The sequence below is a fragment of the Paenibacillus sp. SAFN-117 genome (assembly GCF_051966115.1).
Classification (GTDB): domain Bacteria; phylum Bacillota; class Bacilli; order Paenibacillales; family NBRC-103111; genus Paenibacillus_L; species Paenibacillus_L residui.
This window is the reverse complement of record NZ_JBQCLK010000030.1, coordinates 47,972-66,478: the sequence shown is the minus strand read 5'-3', so window position 1 is coordinate 66,478 and position 18,507 is coordinate 47,972. Positions and strand designations below refer to the sequence as shown.

Here is an 18,507-nt window from a genome sequence, read left to right as displayed (position 1 = left end):
CATTCGTTTCTAGTCTACATTATGATGAGGTTGTGATAGATATAGGTCAAATATGACCCAGGTGATACATTAAGCCAAAGAAGGAGCTAGAGCAGATGAGCCAAATAGTAATGCTGGCGGGTAGTCAAGTGTTGAGCGGGATTTTTACGCCAAATCATTTGGACCAGCTTCGTCAGCTGGGAACGTTGAGGGAAAGCCAAGACAAGCACAGTCCGACTCCGGAAGAGGCGAAGGAATGGATTAAAGGGGCGGATATCGTTATTACAACTTGGGGCAGTCCGCGAATAAACGAGGAGATTCTTGCTTACGCGCCCGATTTGAAGCTTGTGATGCACGCAGCGGGAACCGTTAAAGGGATTGTCAGTCCCGAAATGGCGGCCAAGGGCATAAGGGTAAGCAGCGCCAATGGGGCGCTTGGGATCGGTGTAGCGGAGACCGCGTTGGGATTAACGATTACCTCGCTTAAGAACATGTGGCAGCTTGCCAGAAATACCAGGGAAGGCGAATGGAACAAAGATAAGGATAAAATCCGCGAGCTCTACGGGGTAACGATAGGAGTCGTGGGAGCAGGCCGGGCGGGCCGCCATTATATCCAGCTGATGAGAAATTTCCATGTCGACATCCTTCTGTATGATCCATTCGTAAGCCAGGAGGAGGCGGAAGCGATGGGAACGACGAAAGTCAGTCTGGAGGATTTGCTGGTTCGTTCCGATGTCGTTTCGATCCATGCCCCTTCAATTCCCGAGACGGATAAGATGTTTAACCGGGAAACGCTGGCTCTGATGAAAGATGATGCGGTACTGATCAATACTTCCCGCGGCAGTCTGATTGATGAGGATGCTCTTGCGGAGGAGCTGGAGAAGGGCAGGTTTACAGCCTGCATCGACGTGACCGATCCGGAGCCTCCCCGGCAGGACCATCCGTTCCGGCGTCTGCCGAATGTCATTCTGATTCCTCATATTGCCGGAGCGGTCAATAACGGAAAGCAAAGAATGGGACAATATTCCGTTGACGAAATCCGCCGTTTCCTCAACCGGGAGCCGATGGATGGCGAAGTGAATCTGCAGAAACTCCATACGATTGCTTAAAATAAATTGGGGCAGGTATATTAAAAATTTCTTTAATATACCTGTCTTTATTTTTTGAATACGTTATAATGGGAAGTAGAAAAAAAGATCACAAACGAATAGTAATAATCACAAACGATCATTTAAGGCTGGAATTGGATCAGGAGGTAACGGATGTTTGCGGAAGAACGGCAAATTAAAATAGTCGAGATGGTCAACCGCCAAGGGAAGGTGACGGTAGCCCAGGTGAGCAAAGCGCTGGGGGTTTCCCCGGTAACGGTCAGAAGAGATTTGGAGAGGCTGGAGGAGAAGGAGCTGCTCGTGCGAACCCATGGAGGAGCCATGGCCTTGAAGTCGGCTTTTCCGGAAACGGCCCGCGAGCTATCCTTCTCCGAGAAGGCGGGGGCTTACGCGGCGGAGAAGGAACGGATTGCCGAAGCGGCAGCGAAGCTCGTCGGGGATGAGGAATCGGTTCTGTTGACACCGGGGACCACGAATATGCTGCTTTCCCGCAAGCTGACGGGGAAGACCGATTTAACGGTCGTGACCAATGCGGTCAACATCGCCCTGCAGCTCGGAAGTCCTCCCGGATGGGACGTAATTCTGACCGGCGGCAAGCTGCGGGCCAAATCGTTTGCGATGGTCGGTCCGATAGCCGAACAGTCGCTGGCCAAGCTGAACGTCGACAAGCTGTTCATGGGGGTGGACGGGTTCGACTTCGCGGAAGGGCTGACGACTCCGAATCTGTTGGAGGCAAGCGTGAACCGGCAGATGATTGCTATTGCTAAGCAAGTCATTGTGGTGGCTGACCGCAGCAAGTTCGGCAAGGTGATGTTCTCCCACATCGCGCCGTTGGATGTTGTGCACACGGTAATTACCGACAAGCAGTTGTCCGATGAGGATGCTCGGCGGATCGAGGACCTCGGCATCGAGCTTATCCTCGTATAGAGAAACAGGCTCCAGACATGGCGCGCGGACAAAAAATCATTGTCACTCCGCCTGAATTGCAGTACAATATAAATGAAAGTAAACGAAAGCAAATTGTCACAAAAGAAAGATCGTTGGTCCGTCAGGCTAATTCCGGAACCTGTCTTTCCTATCCGCGAATAGCTGCCAATAGCATTCCGCTTGCATGATAGCAAAGCTGTAAAACCTTGTAACATTTCATGAGCAAGAGCACTGCATCACTTAATACTATAAGGGGGACTTATCATGCCATTAGTTTCATCCACTCCAATGCTTCAAGAAGCCAGAGCGAACGGCTACTGTATAGGAGCCTTTAACGTCCATACGCTGGAGATGCTTCAAGCGGTGGTAGAGGCCGCGGAGGAGACTCAATCTCCGTTAATTATTCAATCGACGGTAGGCACCGTCAAGCATCTCGGCCCCGAATATATTGCTGCGGCCGCCACGGTCGCCTCGAATCTGTCCAGCGTTCCGATTGCCCTGCATTTGGATCACTGCACCGATTTTGATTTGATCGTCCGCTGTATCCGCGCCGGATATACTTCCGTTATGATTGACGCTTCCAAGTTTCCTTTTGAAGAAAATGTGAGACAAACCTTGAAGGTTGTCGAGGTGGCCAAGGCGGCCGGCGTCAACATTGAAGCCGAGCTTGGCAAGGTCGGAGGCGTGGAAGACGATATCGTCGTGGCCGAACATGAAGCGCTGATGGCCGACCCGGACGAATGCGCCAAGTTTGTGGAACTGACCGGAGTTCCGACGTTAGCCCCGGCTATCGGCACGGCACACGGTATTTATAAAGGGGAGCCCAAGATCGATTTCGACCGGATCAAGCGAATTGCCGATAAAGTGGACGTGCCGCTCGTGCTGCACGGCGGATCGGGCATTCCGGAGGAGCAGGTCAAGCGCTGCGTATCCTTGGGAATGGCCAAGATGAATGTGGCTACCGAGCTTAGAATCGTATTCTCCGATGCAATTAAGGCCGTTTTCGCTGCCAATCCGGAGGAGAATGATCCGAGATCCTATATGGTGCCGGCCAAGAAGGCATTGAAGGAAGCGGCTATTGAAAAGATGCGTCTGTGCGGCTGCATTGGCAAAGCACGAGATTTGACGGGACGGTGAGCTAATGAACCGCCAAGACTTGATTGATCAATTTATCGGATTGTTCGGAGATTCCTCCGAATCAATCCGTTGTTTTTATGCACCCGGGCGGGTGAATTTGATTGGAGAGCATACGGATTATAACGGAGGCTATGTTTTTCCGGCAGCGCTAACCTTCGGTACTACAATGCTGATTCGGCCGAGGCAGGATCGGGAGATCCATCTTGCATCCGCTAACTTCGAGGTGCGCGGGACCATTGATTTGGATCAGGCGAAATATGTGCAGGAGGAGGACTGGATCAATTATCCGAAAGGAATTCTCGTTCATCTGCGGAAGAACGGTTATTCCTTCAGCGGCTATGACGTCTATTATTACGGCGATATTCCGAATGGAGCCGGATTATCCTCTTCTGCTTCGCTTCAATTGGTCACCGCTTTCGGATTCATGAGCATGGAAGGACATCCGATCGACAGGGTGGAGCTGGCGCTCGTCGCCCAGCGATCCGAGAATGAATTTCTCGGAGTGCAGTGCGGGATCATGGATCAATTTACCGTAGCCATGGGGAAAGAGGACCACGCCCTTCTATTGAAATGCAGCACCCTCGAATATGAGCACGTTCCTTTTGACAGTGAAGGCTATAAGCTCGTTATCGGAAATACGAACAAGCGCAGAGGACTGGTCGATTCGGAGTATAATACGAGAAGAGGCCAGTGCGAGCAGGCGGTACAAGAGCTGCGGGCGGAGTATCCCGGGCTCAAGCTGCTGGGAGAGCTGGATCTGGCTCAATTCCGGTCCTCTCAATCGCTGATCCGGGACGAGGCCGTTCGAAGAAGAGCGCAGCATGTCATTGAAGAAAATGACCGTGTGCTGAAATCCGTGAATGCCCTGAAGCGGAACGACCTGCAGCAGTTCGGCCGATTGATGACCGCTTCCCACAATTCCTTGCGTGATCTGTATGAAGTCACTTGCCTTGAGCTGGATGTCATGGTGGAAGAGGCTCTGAGGGTAGAGGGAGTGCTGGGTTCCCGTATGACGGGAGCAGGCTTCGGCGGCTGCACCGTATCGCTGGTCCGGGAGGATGCCGTAGACGGATTCATTGAGCGGGTAGGGGCCGCTTACCGCGAGCGCACCGGATTGGAAGCGTCCTTCTATGTGGGGAACATAGGCAATGGAGTGAGCGAGCTGTAATAAGGAATAACAGTACCAATTTCGTTGCGGCACAAACAGACTGATAGGGTACCTGGAATCTCACTCCCATCGGTATAGGTAAACGGGCTTAAGAGGTTATAGTGCCATGACGTATACAGAACGGAGGGAATACGCAAATGGCGGTATTGGTCACGGGCGGAGCCGGCTACATAGGCTCCCATACGGTTGCAGAACTTATTGATGCCAAGGAAGAAGTAGTCGTCGTCGATAATCTCAGTCAAGGACACCGGCAAGCGCTGCTGGGCGGCAAGCTTTATGTGGGAGATATACGCGATGCGGATTTCATGGAAACGGTGTTCAAGGAAAACGACATCGAATCCGTCATTCATTTCGCCGCATACTCTCTTGTTGGAGAGAGCATGCAGAATCCGGCCAAATATTACGACAATAACGTCTATGGTACGCAGCGCCTGTTGGAAATTATGAAGAAGTACGGAACGAGACGGATCGTCTTCTCCTCAACGGCAGCTACCTACGGCGAGCCGCAGACGGTGCCGATCGAGGAGACCGCACCGACACAGCCGACGAATACTTATGGAGAGACGAAGCTCTCTATGGAGAAAATGATGAAGTGGTTCGACGCGGCTCATGGCATCAAATATGTCGCGCTGCGTTATTTCAATGCGGCAGGAGCTCATCATAGCGGCCGGATCGGGGAAGACCATTCTCCGGAGACTCATCTGGTCCCGCTTATCCTTCAGGTTCCGCTTGGTAAGCGGGAGCATGTATCCATCTTCGGTGATGACTATCCGACTGAGGACGGTACTTGTATCCGGGATTACCTGCATGTATCCGATTTGGCGGATGCTCACCTGCTCGCTTTGGAGAGACTGCGCAGCGGCGGGGAGAGCTCGGTTTATAACTTGGGAAGCGGCAAAGGATTTTCCGTCAAGGAAATGATCGACGTGGCCAGGAAAGTGACCGGGCATCCGATTCCTGCCGTGCTCGAACCGAGGAGAGCCGGAGACCCGGCAGTGCTGATAGCTTCATCGGCGAAGGCCAAGCGCGAATTGAACTGGAGCCCGCGGAGGGACAATCTGGAAGAGATCGTAGAATCCGCCTGGAACTGGCATCGTCAGCACCCGGATGGGTTCACGGAATAGAAGGATCCGTTGTCAAGCTTAAAGCCGGTCTATGACCGGATGCGACCGGCTAAGTTACAATATTTATGATCATGTGAGGAAAGAAGGCAGGATCGATGCATAACAACAACGGCCACATAAGCAAAACGGAGGCAGCCCAATGGTTGGCGCGGCTTGTCCGCTTCGGGGAAGCGAAGGGGCTTATTGAAGAAGAGGATCGGATTCCTGTAACGAATGCTCTTCTCGATCTGCTGCAGATTGAGGAGCCTTGCGATGGTGACCTGGATACTTTATTTCCTCCTGAAGAAGATCTGGCTGGAGACAGCCCGATGCCGCTGCTGAATCCTCTCCTGGATTATGCTGCCGGGCAGGGGCTGCTGTCGGATAACACGGTGACTTATCGGGATTTGTTGGATGCCAGGATGATGGGGCTGCTGATGCCCCGGCAATCCGAGATCACCCGGGAGTTCTCCCGTTTGCTGGAGCAGAAAGGGCCCGAAGCGGCGACACATTGGTTCTACAGCCTTTCCAAGCATTCCAATTATATCCGGATGGATCGGATCCGCCAGAATGAATATTGGCAGGCATCGACAGACTATGGCGATTTGGAAATAACGATCAACCTGTCCAAACCGGAGAAGGACCCCAAGCAAATTGCGCTGGAACGGAGCATGCCGCAGAGCCGGTATCCGAAATGTCTGCTCTGTGCGGAGAATGTCGGCTATGCCGGGAGGGTCAATCATCCGGCCAGACAGAACCACCGGATCATTCCGGTGAAGCTTGCAGGCCAATCCTGGTTTTTTCAATATTCTCCTTATGTCTATTACAATGAACACTGCATTATTTTAAGCGGACAGCATGTTCCCATGAAGCTGACTAAGGATACCTTTATCCGGCTGGCGGAATTTACTGAGCAGTTTCCGCATTATTTCATCGGGTCCAACGCCGACCTGCCGATCGTGGGCGGTTCGATTCTCAGCCACGATCATTTTCAAGGGGGACGTCACCGGTTCGCGATGGAGGTGGCCGCGCGCGAGGAGGAATTCGTACATCCGCGCTATCCGGGCATCCGGGCGGCCATCGTGAAGTGGCCTATGTCGGTGATCCGCATTTCCGGCCCGAATTCCGGAGAGTTGACTGATTTAGCTTATACGCTGCTGGAAGTCTGGCGGGGGTACAGCGATGAATCCGCCGATATCCTTGCGTTCAGCCGGGAGGAAGACGGTACACTTACCCCTCATAACACCATCACACCGATCGCCCGCAGGAATGCCCAGGGGGAATGGGAATTCGATCTGGTGCTCCGCAACAATCGAACGTCTCCGGAGCATCCGCTGGGAATATTCCATCCTCACCGGGAATTGCATCATATTAAGAAGGAGAACATCGGGCTGATCGAGGTTATGGGACTCGCCGTTCTACCCGGACGCTTGCAGCAGGAGCTCCGCATGATCAGCGGCATCCTTAGCGGGCAAGCTCCAGTGGCAGAATGGCCGGAAGGGCATCCCCTGCAGCCGCATCAAGCTTGGATCCGGCAGCTGGCACAAGAGCATGGAACGCGGATGAGCGAGGCGGAAGCGGCTGCCGTCCTTCGGCAGGAGGTTGGCCGAAAGTATATGCAGGTACTCGAGGATGCGGGTGTGTTCAAACGGAATAGCGCAGGCAAGGACGCTTTTCGCAGCTTTATGTTCCATGCCGGGTTTGTGCTCCGATAAAACGACCGATAGCCGCACAGACGGGGCGACGAAGTTCTTTACGGCCCCTTTGTGTGCAGCCAACCAGCAATGCTATAGTTCAAATAAATACGATTACTCAAGGTGCTACGCAACGAAGAAGCTTATGCACTGAACAAAGAAGGGTGGACCATGATAACAACAGTAACGCTCAATGCGGCGATTGACAAAACATATTACGTAGACCGGTTTGAATTGGGGAAAGTGACGAGAGTTCCGAAAATGCATGCTCTTCCGGGAGGCAAAGGCATCAACGTAGCCAGAGTCATCCATCTGCTCGGGGAATCTTCACTTGCAACCGGATTCATTGCCGGCAGCAATGGCCGATTCATCGAGAAGAAACTAACCGAGCAGGGGATCTCCCATGATTTTGTCACGATTGAAGGCGAGTCCCGTATTTGCTTGAATATTATTGATCGTTCTTCAGGGGAATCTACCGAAATTTTGGAGCAGGGACCGACTGCGGCCCAGATGGACCAGACAGCGATGGAAGCGAAGGTGAAGGAGCTGGCGGAGCGTTCCGGCATATTATGCTTCTCCGGCAGTCTGCTTGCAGGGGTGCCCACGGACTTCTATGCCCGCTTGATCGCAACGGCGAAATCAGCCGGGGCCAAAGTTTTTCTGGATACGAGCGGGGACGCCCTTCTTGCCGGCATCGAAGCAGTGCCGTATTTCATTAAGCCTAACGAGGACGAAGTGGCCAAGATCATCGGTCATCCGCTGGAGAAGGAAAGTGATTTGTATGACAGTGTTCAAGGGCTGATGGAGCGGGGGATAGCCTGTGTGGTTGTGTCACTTGGCGAGAACGGCTCGTTGGCAGGAGTGGAAGGACAATTATACCGCGTTAAAGCTCCCCGCATTGAAGCGGTTAATACGGTTGGCTGCGGAGATTCCTTCGTTGCCGGCATGGCCGTAGGTGTAGCCCGCGGTCTGCCTGTTGAAGAATGCCTTCGTCTGGCCACCGCCTCGGGTTCGGCTAACGCTTTGACGGAAGAGGCCGGTAACGTGCGGCTGGATGATGTGCAAAGGCTGCTCGCCGAGGTTAGTATCGAGCTTCTGTAATCTCCGGGATTCTGGGGTTGAGATACGTTCTTCGGCCGGATGAACCGGAGGATTGATTATAGAGGAGGGTGAAATTTCATGAAAGCTCTTTATTTTGGGAATATGTTTTCACCTTTCTCTTTTTCTTCAAGCAAAAGAATGGTAATATGGACTAAAGTACTGTCGGATGAAGACCGACATTTGTCATTTTGGGGGGGCAGGACACTTGTTGAAAAGAACATTGGTCGGATTGCTGCGGAGCCACGAGCAAACAGGAGAAAAAGCGAAAGATCCTTTGTTAAAAACAAGGTACTACAAGCTTTCCAAAGACAAGCTTTGGGAAGAGGTCGTAAGTACGCTCAAGAAAATCAACGGGTACAAAATTCTGCATGAAGTCCCTAATGTCGGGGAAATCGTGGTCGAGAAGAAAACGATTACGGGACGTCGGCAGGACATTACCCTGACCCTGTTTGCCATCACTCCGGTTAAAAGCGCCGTCGATATCTATTCCGCTTCCCGCGGGTCGCTCGGGGACCTTGGCTCCAATTACCGGACTATCCTCGATATTTACAATGCGTTGGATCGCAGGCTGTCGGCTTATAAAATTTCTTGAGCCGGCCGCCGGCCGGCTGGACCCCAGCGGCATCTGAGTATACGAAAAGCGGGGGAAAATTCGTTTTCCCCCGCTTTTCGTATGGAATTTATCGCAATCAGACCAGTTTCTTGACGGCTTCGATAGCCGCTTCATAGTTAGGATGCTCGGTCATCTCACTCAGGTATTCAACATATTGGATCTTGTTGTCCGCATCGAGAACGAAGATAGAGCGCATCAATAATTGAAGCTCTTTGATCAGCACGCCGTAGGCTTCGCCAAATGAGCGTGTTTTATAGTCGGATAAGGTGACCACTTTATCCACACCGGCCGCGCCGCACCAACGGGCTTGAGCCATCGGCAGGTCTACGCTGACTGTAAGGATGACGACGTTGTCTCCCAATTTGCCGGCCTCTTCATTGAATCTGCGGGTTTGCGCATCACAGACGCCGGTGTCCAGAGAAGGAACGACACTGATCAGCTTGATTTTGCCCGCATAGTCGGACAAGGAAGCCGTATCAACAAGACTTTGGTTAAGAGTGAAATCAGGAGCCTGATCTCCCACCTTTAATTCGCTGCCGATCAGAGTAATCGGATTGCCTTTCAAAGTTGCGGCATTGGCGCGTTCTTGAGCCATAATGAACAATTCCTCCTTTAGGGAAACCTAAAATTTGGCTTTTGCTTCATCCTATTATAATATGAGTAATTGATACTTGTCCAATAACGAACATGTAAAGACGCTTAATAGCGGGCTTGTGCTGACGGCGGGAACGGCTGGGTCCGGGGAAAGGGTAGGGAATGGAAAAGTGGAGCTTAGACAATTGCATTATTTTGTTAAGGTAGCCAAGAAGCAGCATGTGACGCAGGCATCGGAAGAGCTGCATGTTGCGCAATCGGCAGTAAGCAGACAAATTCGTCAGCTGGAGCAGGAGCTGGGGGTCACTCTCTTTGTGCAAAAAGGGAGGAACCTGCAAATAACTCCGGTCGGCAAGCTGTTTCTGTCCCGGATTGAAGAAATATTAAACGAACTGGACCGGGCAGTGGTGGAGGTCAAGGAATTTCTGGATCCTACACGCGGCGAGATCAGAATCGGCTTCCCGCACAGCTTGGGTATAGCCTTGCTGCCAACCGTCATAGCCAAGTTCCGACAGCACTACCCTGATGTTAAATTCAAGCTGAGACAGGGAACTTTCTTCAGCCTCATTCGTGATGTGATCGAAGGCGAAATCGATCTTTCGTTCATCTCCCCGTTCCCCGAATCTCATAACTATGTATCGGGAGAAATTCTGCTGACGGAAGAATTGTTCGGAATTCTTCCGGATACCCATCCTCTGGCGGGGGAGGCTACGATCCGGCTGGATCAATTGAAGGACGAACCGTTCGTTATGTTCAGCGATGCCTACTCGCTTAGAACGATCGTTCTGCAAGCCTGCAAGAAGGCGGGCTTCGTCCCCCAAATCGGCTTCGAGGGGGAGGAGACGGATACGATTCGCGGGCTGGTCGCTGCCGGCCTGGGGGTCAGCTTGATGCCCGAGATGGCTCTGATGGAAACTTCCAAGCTGCAGCCGGCCAGGGTTCGTGTCATTGAGCCGACGGTTACCCGGACGATCGGCCTGATCCGCCGCAAAAGCGAGAAGCTGTCTCCCGTCGTGCAGGCCTTCCGAGAATTCTTGCTGGACTACTTCGGCCATGATCGGAACCAGTAAAGGACATGAGCACAGCGCTGTCCGTAAGTCATTGAAGATTATGGGACCGCCCTGTTTCGCCAATTGAAAAGCAAAAAAAAGCCGTCTCTTATGTAAATTGGAAGGATCACCAACCATTTACAAAAAAAGGAGACGGTTTCTTTGTATACACCATAATTTTTGCCAAATGATGAGCGTGAAGAGGACATTCCGGAGAATCACCTCATGCATGTGATTGAACGATACTGTAAATCGCTAGGAAGACCGAATAGCTATGTGGCGGCCTGTCCAGGCTCTCAGCAAACATAGAGCATTATTTCTTAAGCTGCATGACGCCGCTGCTGCGCTTCCCGGTAGATTTGCGGGTAATCAGGTGAGTAGGCAGCAATATTTCCACATGAACTTCTTCCGGATGCTGAATGCGCCACATCAACTGGGAGAAGGCTTTATGGGCAAAACGGCTGAGATCGATGTCGATCGTTGTAATCTTAGGAACGGACATTTGGGAGAAATCGCTGTTGTCGAAGCCGCAGACGGAAATGTCTTCGGGGATCCGGAAGCCTGCTTTTCCCAAGGAGGAGCAGACGAAGAAACCGTACCCATCGTTCAGACAAAACCAGGCGTTCGGCTGCCGATCGAGGGAGGTGACCAGTTCGTCAATAAGCTCCCCGTCCTCCTGCACATCGATAAACATGCGCTCCGCTTGGGGCTCGATGCCGTGCTCCCTCAGAGCCAGCATATATCCTTCCCACCGTTCCTGGTAACTGGGCGAAAAATTGACATTCCCGATGATGGCGATATCCTGATGGCCGAGGTCCAGGAGATGCTTGACAGCGGTGTAAGCGCCGAACCGGTTGTTAGTGAGAACCGCATCCGCTTGAATCAGCGGGTGATGATGATCGATGAGCACGGTCGGTATCCCCTGGTCGATCACCTTATTGATATAATCCGTACTAATATGCGACAGAATGAGGATGCCGTCCACATTATAGTTATCGATAAAGGAGGGCAGGACTAAGCTGTCCCTTGCAGCCGGTGTAATCGATTGGATCAACAGATTGATACCGTGTCGTTGTGCTTCGCTTTCGATGGCAAGGTAAATCTGTCCGAAGAAGTTTTGCATCGAAAATGCGAATTCCGAGGCAATAAGCCCGATAGTCTTAACCTGCTGTCGGTCTGACGGCCTCGTTTTTTTCTTATAGCGGTAACCCATTTCCTCGGCGGTTTTAATAATTTTCTGCCGTGTTTCCTCACTTACCCCGTCCTTGCCTGAGAGCGCTTGGGAGACCGAGTTTTTGGATATGTTCATGCGATCGGCAATATCCTGCATAACGACTTTTTTACGCATAATTAAAAACCTCTCTCTGCAACCTAACCCTTCATTTGCTTGTAACGTTACAAAATACACTATACAGGAGAATCGCTGTATTGTAAATCGAAAACGCTTTTTTGCAGAAAAAAGTACGGACAAATTTACAAAATATTAATTGACAGCGTTGCCAGTTAAGGTGATAATGATTTTGTAATGGACAAATCAACATTACAAACTGGATTACTATTTTACGTGTAATGTTGAGTTTCGATTCTTTGCCACTTAGCAGTGGGAAGTCGACTATCTTTAAAGAAGGTGGAGATGGCGGACAGATAACAATAGTCACGTAGAACATTGGAAGGAGCCTTGAATAAGCCGTCGTTGGTCTTATAAGGTTCAACAAGGCAGCCGGGTGGCTGTTTGGGATGATGTTTTTGAATGGCTGTTAGGTAAATTGATTTTACAGGGGGCGAGTCAATTGAAACCATTTTCCTTATTTAAGTCTGTTTGTGCAATTATTCTTACTCTCGCGATAACCGCATGTTCTTCCGGAAGCGGCAGCGGTAATGGAGACAGCGGCGGCGGAGGCCAATCGTCCGGAGAAGGTAGCGGCAAGGTTACAATCCGGCTGGCTACATGGGCGGGGGCGGATGAAGCTAAAGAACTGCAGCAGATACTCGACAAGCTGAACAATCAATCATCTACATATCAAATTATTCAAGATTCCAATCCTGCAGAATATGATACCCGTCTTCTGACCCAGCTTACTGGGCAATCCGGGCCCGATCTGTTCTGGATAAGCGCGCAGCGGGCCGCACAGTTCTCTTCTCAGAATGTGATGCTGGATATAACGGAGCGTCTTAAAGGGTCGGATCATCCCGCGGCCAATACAGAGGATTATTATGAAGCTTCACTGCAGCCTTTCACATATAAGGACAAGATCTACGGGCTTCCTTGGCTGCAGCAGCCTATTATGCTGTATGTGAACAAAGCTCTGTTCGATGAAGCGGGCATCGACTATCCCGACGAGTCTTGGAACTGGGATGACTTTATCCATGCAGCCAAAAAATTGACCAAGGATACAAGCGGAGCAACAGCGGATGATCCTGCGTTCAACGCTAATGCGGTAGCTCAATGGGGATTCACGGTCAATGGCTGGCCGCCGGTCCAAATGTTCATTTGGCAGAATGGCGGGGAGGTAATTACGGAGGATTTCCGGGAATCTCCGATCGATTCTCCCGAGTCGCTGGAAGCTTTCCGATTCTATGCTGATTTGATTAACGGCCCGCTGACTCCTTCCCAGCAGGTTATTCGCGACCGCGGTTTCGATCAGATGTTCAGAAGCGGTCAGGTAGCAATGTTTATGGGAGGTGCAGCCGACGATCTGGATTCAACGATAGATCATGTGCAGGCCTATCGGGTGCCGGCGGGGCCGGGAGGAATTAAAGCGACATTCGGCGATATTCTGGGCATGGGGATCAATGCCAAGACGAAAAATCCGGATGCAGCTTTCGAAGCCTTGGTCGATCTTACCGATGCGATTCATCATTGGAAAATCATGCCGCCGCGAACCTCGCTTGCCGATCTGAAGAAGCTGCAGGAAATGCATCCTAAGAAGTCTCACTCGTTAAAGGCGATAATTGCATCGATGGAGCATGCAAGGCCTTATCGGTACTTTGCGAATTATCCGGATTGGGACAATATATTCTGGAATCAGTTGATGGATCCGATAGTCAATGCGGGCACGGATCCGGAGGAGCTCATTCCGCAGGTGAAGAAGCTGCTGGATGGCGTGTTAAACAAATAGCCGAGGTTCATAAATGGAAAGGGTGGGAGGCAGTTATCGTTTCTGCCTCCTATTCTTGCTAGACAACAAATGGCCAACACATGACTTTGACGATCGAAAGGAGGCGGCGCTATGGAAAACTACACGGCAACGTTGATGCGCTGGCTGCTTGTTCCAGTGTGCTTGTTTGCTATTGCCGGCGCCCTCTATTTTATCTTTCTGAAGCTGGGCTGGAGGAAGCGGCAGGCTATGGGCGTAGCGCTCGTTTCCCCTTGGATGGTCGGCTTTCTGATTTTTACCGCCTATCCTTTGCTTAATTCCCTGTATTTAAGCTTTACCGACTCCAGCTTATTTGGGAAGGCCAATTGGGTAGGGCTGGATAATTATATTTACTTGTTCACGAAGGATATCGAGTTCTGGCCTTCGATCCGGATTACTTTGCTGTACGCCGCTTTATCGCTGCCGATCGGGGTAGTCGGTGCGCTGCTGGTAGCGATGCTGTTGAACAACAAGATCAAGGGGATCGGTACGTTCCGAACGATTTATTTCCTGCCGGCCGTCCTGCCCGAAGTGGCTGTCGCGCTGCTCTGGAGATGGATGTTTAACAGTGAATCGGGCATTATCAATTACTCCCTTTCGCCGTTCTTTGCGCTATTCGGGATGGACAAACCCAATTGGTTCGGGGACCCGAATTACGTTCTTGGCGCCTTCATCATTATGAGCGTGTGGGGGATTTTCGGGACGAATACCGTTGTCTTCCTGGCCGGTCTGCAGGGAGTTCCGAGATCCTTGTATGAGGCGGCGGAAATCGATGGAGCGAACGCGTTGGCGAAGTTCCGGCACATTACCGTTCCGCAAATTTCGCCTGTCATTTTGCTTCAGGTGGTTATGGGGATGATTGGCGCGCTGCAGATTTTCACGATTGCGATGTTTGTCCGGCCAACCTCGGCCGCAGGCAAATTCATGAACCAGCTTGTGTATGAGCGGGGCTTCGCTGCTCTGCACATGGGCGAAGCTTCAGCAATCGCCTGGGTGCTGTTCATTATCATCCTCGTGCTTACGCTTCTGGTCTTTCGCTCAACCCCGGCCTGGGTTCACTATGAATCCGATATGCGGAAATAGGAGGTGATGTCGTGTTGAATGGAGCTTATGCCGTAACCGGGTCCTTGTCCAGAAAAAGCCTAAACCGAATAAAACGGACGCTCATTTATGCAGTCGTTACCTTATTGGCAGCGGTCATTCTCGTTCCTTTCTTCTGGATGCTGTCCACCGCGCTGCAGGCAGATGGAGATATTTTCGCTTGGCCGCCGCAGTGGTTTCCCGATCCGCCGCAATGGCACAATTTTATTGATGCGTGGACTGCCATGCCGTTCAACCGTTACTTAGTGAATACGTTGTTTATCGTCACGCTTGGAATCATCGGGGAAATGGCGAGCGCCACTATCGTGGCTTACGGCTTTGCCCGGTTCCGTTTTCCGGGGAGCGACTTCATCTTTCTAGTGCTGCTTGCCACCATGATGCTTCCTTTTCACGTGACGCTCATTCCGACGTTTCTAATTTGGCAGAAGCTAGGGCTAACCGGACAGTTCGATCCTCTCGTACTGCGCTCCTGGACCGCTTGGGGTCCGTTCTATATCTTTCTCTTGCGGCAATTTTTTCTGACGCTGCCGCGCGAGCTTGATGATGCGGCGGAGATAGACGGAGCCAATACGTTCCAAACGTTTTATCACGTCATGCTGCCGCAGATCGTTCCCGCATTACTGGCTGTGGCGATCTTTGCTTTTCGCGGGTATTGGAACGACTTCCTCGGTCCGCTGATCTATTTAACCAATATGGAGCTCTACACTTTAAATGTCGGAATGTATTTCTTTATGGGCGGAGTCAATGAAGCGCCTCAGTGGAATTATTTGATGGCCATGTCGACGCTCGTGGCCCTGCCGGTTATTGTGCTGTTTTTTGCCGCTCAGCGTTATTTCATAGAAGGTATTACTTTTACCGGAATTAAAGATTAACACAATAGATAGAGAAACCCGATGATAAGGAGGATACTTGTGGTAGAACCATGCCAAACAACAATGCAGCGCTGTCGGCTCAATCCTTTGATTACTCCGGGCGATATTGTGCCTTCGTTTCCTGAATGGGAGGTGCTTGGCGCCTTTAATGCAGGAGTTGCGCAGATTAATGATGAAATCATTCTATTGCTGCGTGTAGCGGAATCCCCCCGGCAGATGGATCCGAATCACTTATTGGTTCCCGTGCTGGACACGGATGTCTGCGATGGCGGTAAGGGCACACGAATGAAGACGGTAAAGCTCGACAGAAACGATCCGAATCTCGACTTTAGCGATCCTCGCGTTGTTCGTGACCGGGACGGCCGCACCCTGTATTTGACGTCCATATCGCATCTGCGGGTTGCCCGCAGCCGCGACGGCGAGCGTTTTACGATAGAGGAAAGCCCTAGTATAATGCCGGAAGGCCGGGCAGAGTGCTGGGGTATCGAGGATCCGCGCATTACTTTCCTCGATAACCATTATTACATTACTTACAGCGCGGTATCCGATAAGGGCGTCGGCGTCGGGCTGCTATCCACCCGGGACTTCGTCCGATTCCAACGGGAAGGGCTGATTTTGGCGCCGACTAACAAAGACGCCGTCATCTTTCCCGAGCGGATTGAAGGGCGTTATTACATGCTGCACCGCCCGGTTCCGGAAGGAATCGGGGCGCCTGAAATGTGGCTTGCCACTTCTTCGGATCTGAAGCATTGGGGGGATCATCAGTTTTTAATGGGATTAAGGGACGGATTGTGGGACGATCAGCGCATCGGGGCAGGCTGTGTTCCTATCAAAACCGATGACGGCTGGCTTGTCCTCTATCACGGGGCCGACCGGGCTAACCGGTATTGCATGGGGGCCGCTCTGTTGGATCTTCGGCAGCCGGGCCGGGTCATCGCCCGTCTGAAAGAACCTGTTTTATTTCCCGAGGCACCATATGAAATCAGTGGTTTCTTTAACCAGGTCGTATTTGCGTGCGGTGCTGTGGTGCGTGATAATCGAGTTACGATGTACTATGGCGTTTGTGACGAATCGATGGCCAGTGTAACTTTTGAACTGCAGCCGTTAATAAACCGATTAAAGGATCAAAGCGATCAATAATAGACTTGAAAGGAAAATCGGAGACAATGGGTGAATTAAAAAACAGCGGATTAAAATCGTGTTCTGTTCTGCTTGAAGCCTTCAGAAAAGGGGAAAGCAAGCCCTATAACGCTGAAAAGCTGCTTTTTGGCGGGGTAGGCGACCGGGACGTCTACAATATATCCGCTCCTTTTGAGGACGATGGAGAAATGGTCATAGCGGGAAGGGTGGAAGAGCGGAATAGCGAGGCTTCCGAAATTTACTTTTTTGTAATGCGCGATGGCCGCTGGGTACCGCGGGAGGGGGCTCCCGGCTTTGAGCTCCAGGACCCGTTCTTCACAAAAATTTCCGGGGAGCTGATTTTCGGCGGTGTAGAGACGTTTCCACATCCGCAGCGTGAAGGGGAGTTAAGCTGGCGGACCGTATTTTACAGAGGGAAGAAAGTGGCCGATTTGAAGCCGTTCTTTAGCGGTCCCGACCAGATGAAAGATTTGCGCTTAGTGCAGCTGCAGGATGGTAAGATCGGTATCTTCACCCGCCCACAGGGAGACAAAGGAGGGAGAGGCAAAATAGGCTTCACGAAGATCAATTCCCTCGATGAGCTGTCTCAAGAAGTGGTTTTGCAGGCTCCTCTTCTGCAAGGGCAATTTTCTGATGAAGAATGGGGGGGAGGCAACGAGGTTCACCTGCTCTCCAACGGTTTATTAGGCATACTGGGCCATATTGCACAGTTTGACGAACGGGGGGACCGTCATTATTATCCGATGATATTCGTGTTTGACCCGCACACCGAAACACATTCCGATATGGAAATTATCGCAGAGCGTGCCAACTTCGTAGAGGGCCCTGCCAAGCGCCCCGACCTGGTCGATGTTGTTTTTAGCGGCGGGCTGATTCGTCATTCGGACGGCACAGCGGATTTATATGCAGGCATCAGTGACGCGGAAGCACAGAAGGTGACGATCAAGGATCCGTTTGCCGGATATGAACGCCAGACAAAGTCTAAATGACCTATGTTCAAATGATAAAAAAGAAAGAGCGAGAGTTAGTGGACAACCACTAGCCTCGCTCTTTATTATAGAATCTTTTAACCGCTATGCCGGTTAAGGCGGTTATTCATTGCGGCTGTTAAAAATGGCGATGTATTTAAGCAGCTCGAGGACGGAGATCAATGCGGCGGCGACGTAGGTCAGCGCAGCGGCATTCAGTACCTTGGCGACTCCCGTTTCTTCCTCGTTCGTGATGAACCCTTCGGCCACCATCAAGCTGCGTGCCCGGCTGCTGGCGTTGAATTCAACCGGCAGAGTAACAAGCTGGAACAGGACAGCTGCCGAGAAGAAAATAATCCCGACAAGCAGCAGGAAATTAAATTGTTGAAAGATTATTCCGGCAATGATCAACAGCGGTGCAATCCCGGAGCTAAAGTTGACGGCCGGGAACATCCGGTGGCGCGCTACCAGCATCGGGTATGCTTCTTTATGCTGGATAGCATGACCAACCTCGTGGCATGCGACCGAAACGGCGGATATGGAATTTTCGTAATAAACCGGTTCGGAAAGGCGAACCACACGATTAATCGGATCGTAATGGTCGGTTAATGCTCCACGAACGGGTTCGATCGGCACATCATGCAGCCCGTTGGCATCCAGCATTCTCCGGGCAGCCTCATAACCGGTCAGGCCATACGTTGTCGGTACTTCGGACCACTTCCTGAAGGTGCCCTTAACCCGGAAGGAAGCCCAGATGGACAGACCGAAGGCAGCCAAAATCAAAAGGTCCCATGGGTAGTAGAAGAAGAACATAC

The 18,507-nt window shown here is 51.5% G+C and carries 17 protein-coding genes; 14 read left to right on the top strand and 3 right to left on the bottom strand.

Going from position 1 to position 18,507, the window contains the following annotated elements; genetic code table 11:
- The first annotated feature begins 95 nt into the window (after nucleotides 1–95).
- From ACTHRH_RS18670 to ACTHRH_RS18635, 8 genes are all read left to right on the top strand, one after another.
- Nucleotides 96–1,088: a hydroxyacid dehydrogenase gene (locus ACTHRH_RS18670; protein ID WP_440416977.1), complete on the top strand. Its 993-nt coding sequence runs from the start codon at nucleotides 96–98 to the stop codon at nucleotides 1,086–1,088.
- Nucleotides 1,089–1,241: 153 nt separating this feature from the next.
- Nucleotides 1,242–2,015, top strand: coding sequence for a DeoR/GlpR family DNA-binding transcription regulator (locus ACTHRH_RS18665; protein ID WP_144937639.1), 774 nt, complete (start codon nucleotides 1,242–1,244; stop codon nucleotides 2,013–2,015).
- 264 nt (nucleotides 2,016–2,279) lie between these two features.
- Complete coding sequence (gene fba, locus ACTHRH_RS18660; protein ID WP_186328364.1) at nucleotides 2,280–3,152, top strand: class II fructose-1,6-bisphosphate aldolase; 873 nt, start codon at nucleotides 2,280–2,282, stop codon at nucleotides 3,150–3,152.
- Between the two features lie 4 nt (nucleotides 3,153–3,156).
- Nucleotides 3,157–4,320 (top strand): galactokinase, encoded by a 1,164-nt coding sequence (locus ACTHRH_RS18655; RefSeq protein ID WP_379288479.1) that lies wholly within the window; start codon nucleotides 3,157–3,159, stop codon nucleotides 4,318–4,320.
- Nucleotides 4,321–4,457: 137 nt separating this feature from the next.
- Entirely contained in the window at nucleotides 4,458–5,444 is a 987-nt protein-coding gene (galE, locus tag ACTHRH_RS18650) for a UDP-glucose 4-epimerase GalE (protein WP_440416974.1), read from the top strand.
- A gap of 95 nt (nucleotides 5,445–5,539) precedes the next feature.
- Nucleotides 5,540–7,138 carry a UDP-glucose--hexose-1-phosphate uridylyltransferase gene (locus tag ACTHRH_RS18645; protein WP_379288475.1) on the top strand — a complete coding sequence of 533 codons (1,599 nt, stop codon included), beginning with the start codon at nucleotides 5,540–5,542 and terminating at the stop codon, nucleotides 7,136–7,138.
- Between the two features lie 150 nt (nucleotides 7,139–7,288).
- Nucleotides 7,289–8,218 carry a 1-phosphofructokinase gene (gene pfkB / locus ACTHRH_RS18640; RefSeq protein WP_379288473.1) on the top strand — a complete coding sequence of 310 codons (930 nt, stop codon included), beginning with the start codon at nucleotides 7,289–7,291 and terminating at the stop codon, nucleotides 8,216–8,218.
- A gap of 205 nt (nucleotides 8,219–8,423) precedes the next feature.
- Nucleotides 8,424–8,810, top strand: a complete 387-nt coding sequence (locus ACTHRH_RS18635) for a DUF1499 domain-containing protein (RefSeq protein WP_144937657.1) — start codon at nucleotides 8,424–8,426, stop codon at nucleotides 8,808–8,810.
- Between the two features lie 97 nt (nucleotides 8,811–8,907).
- Here ACTHRH_RS18635 and tpx read toward each other — a convergent pair whose 3' ends face one another.
- Nucleotides 8,908–9,426, bottom strand: coding sequence for a thiol peroxidase (gene tpx / locus ACTHRH_RS18630; RefSeq protein WP_144937660.1), 519 nt, complete (start codon nucleotides 9,424–9,426; stop codon nucleotides 8,908–8,910).
- A gap of 169 nt (nucleotides 9,427–9,595) precedes the next feature.
- Between tpx and ACTHRH_RS18625 the strand changes: the two genes are divergently transcribed.
- Nucleotides 9,596–10,495 (top strand): LysR family transcriptional regulator, encoded by a 900-nt coding sequence (locus ACTHRH_RS18625; protein WP_144937772.1) that lies wholly within the window; start codon nucleotides 9,596–9,598, stop codon nucleotides 10,493–10,495.
- A 292-nt stretch (nucleotides 10,496–10,787) separates the two neighbouring features.
- On the opposite strand, the gene ACTHRH_RS18620 is transcribed toward ACTHRH_RS18625, so the two are convergent.
- The gene (locus tag ACTHRH_RS18620; RefSeq protein WP_144937663.1) at nucleotides 10,788–11,822 is read right to left on the bottom strand and encodes a LacI family DNA-binding transcriptional regulator; all 1,035 of its coding nucleotides are present in this window, start codon (nucleotides 11,820–11,822) and stop codon (nucleotides 10,788–10,790) included.
- A gap of 442 nt (nucleotides 11,823–12,264) precedes the next feature.
- Here ACTHRH_RS18620 and ACTHRH_RS18615 point away from each other — a divergent pair, with 442 nt between their 5' ends.
- The 5 genes from ACTHRH_RS18615 (at nucleotide 12,265) to ACTHRH_RS18595 (ending at nucleotide 17,713) form a co-directional block, all read left to right on the top strand.
- A complete protein-coding gene (locus ACTHRH_RS18615) occupies nucleotides 12,265–13,593 on the top strand; it encodes an ABC transporter substrate-binding protein (protein ID WP_379288470.1) in 1,329 nt (442 codons plus the stop codon).
- Between the two features lie 111 nt (nucleotides 13,594–13,704).
- Entirely contained in the window at nucleotides 13,705–14,694 is a 990-nt protein-coding gene (locus ACTHRH_RS18610; RefSeq protein WP_144937669.1) for a carbohydrate ABC transporter permease, read from the top strand.
- A gap of 11 nt (nucleotides 14,695–14,705) precedes the next feature.
- Nucleotides 14,706–15,584 carry a carbohydrate ABC transporter permease gene (locus ACTHRH_RS18605; RefSeq protein WP_144937672.1) on the top strand — a complete coding sequence of 293 codons (879 nt, stop codon included), beginning with the start codon at nucleotides 14,706–14,708 and terminating at the stop codon, nucleotides 15,582–15,584.
- A gap of 63 nt (nucleotides 15,585–15,647) precedes the next feature.
- Nucleotides 15,648–16,724 (top strand): glycoside hydrolase family 130 protein, encoded by a 1,077-nt coding sequence (locus ACTHRH_RS18600; protein ID WP_144937775.1) that lies wholly within the window; start codon nucleotides 15,648–15,650, stop codon nucleotides 16,722–16,724.
- 26 nt (nucleotides 16,725–16,750) lie between these two features.
- Nucleotides 16,751–17,713, top strand: a complete 963-nt coding sequence (locus ACTHRH_RS18595) for an MTP-1 family protein (RefSeq protein ID WP_144937675.1) — start codon at nucleotides 16,751–16,753, stop codon at nucleotides 17,711–17,713.
- Nucleotides 17,714–17,815: 102 nt separating this feature from the next.
- Here the strand turns inward: ACTHRH_RS18595 and ACTHRH_RS18590 are convergent, their stop codons facing one another.
- On the bottom strand, nucleotides 17,816–18,505 hold the full coding sequence (locus ACTHRH_RS18590) for a zinc metallopeptidase (RefSeq protein ID WP_144937678.1): 690 nt from the start codon (nucleotides 18,503–18,505) through the stop codon (nucleotides 17,816–17,818).
- Nucleotides 18,506–18,507 lie beyond the last annotated feature (2 nt).

What these genes read in the sequence shown, in the direction of transcription:
- fba (WP_186328364.1), top strand. Translation starts at nt 2,280, where the DNA reads ATGCCATTAGTTTCATCCACTCCAATGCTTCAAGAAGCCAGAGCGAAC.
- ACTHRH_RS18600 (WP_144937775.1), top strand. Translation starts at nt 15,648, where the DNA reads ATGCAGCGCTGTCGGCTCAATCCTTTGATTACTCCGGGCGATATTGTG.
- ACTHRH_RS18665 (WP_144937639.1), top strand. Translation starts at nt 1,242, where the DNA reads ATGTTTGCGGAAGAACGGCAAATTAAAATAGTCGAGATGGTCAACCGC.
- tpx (WP_144937660.1), bottom strand. Translation starts at nt 9,426, where the DNA reads ATGGCTCAAGAACGCGCCAATGCCGCAACTTTGAAAGGCAATCCGATT.
- ACTHRH_RS18590 (WP_144937678.1), bottom strand. Translation starts at nt 18,505, where the DNA reads ATGTTCTTCTTCTACTACCCATGGGACCTTTTGATTTTGGCTGCCTTC.
- ACTHRH_RS18610 (WP_144937669.1), top strand. Translation starts at nt 13,705, where the DNA reads ATGGAAAACTACACGGCAACGTTGATGCGCTGGCTGCTTGTTCCAGTG.
- ACTHRH_RS18595 (WP_144937675.1), top strand. Translation starts at nt 16,751, where the DNA reads ATGGGTGAATTAAAAAACAGCGGATTAAAATCGTGTTCTGTTCTGCTT.
- ACTHRH_RS18670 (WP_440416977.1), top strand. Translation starts at nt 96, where the DNA reads ATGAGCCAAATAGTAATGCTGGCGGGTAGTCAAGTGTTGAGCGGGATT.
- ACTHRH_RS18645 (WP_379288475.1), top strand. Translation starts at nt 5,540, where the DNA reads ATGCATAACAACAACGGCCACATAAGCAAAACGGAGGCAGCCCAATGG.
- ACTHRH_RS18655 (WP_379288479.1), top strand. Translation starts at nt 3,157, where the DNA reads ATGAACCGCCAAGACTTGATTGATCAATTTATCGGATTGTTCGGAGAT.
- galE (WP_440416974.1), top strand. Translation starts at nt 4,458, where the DNA reads ATGGCGGTATTGGTCACGGGCGGAGCCGGCTACATAGGCTCCCATACG.
- ACTHRH_RS18620 (WP_144937663.1), bottom strand. Translation starts at nt 11,822, where the DNA reads ATGCGTAAAAAAGTCGTTATGCAGGATATTGCCGATCGCATGAACATA.
- pfkB (WP_379288473.1), top strand. Translation starts at nt 7,289, where the DNA reads ATGATAACAACAGTAACGCTCAATGCGGCGATTGACAAAACATATTAC.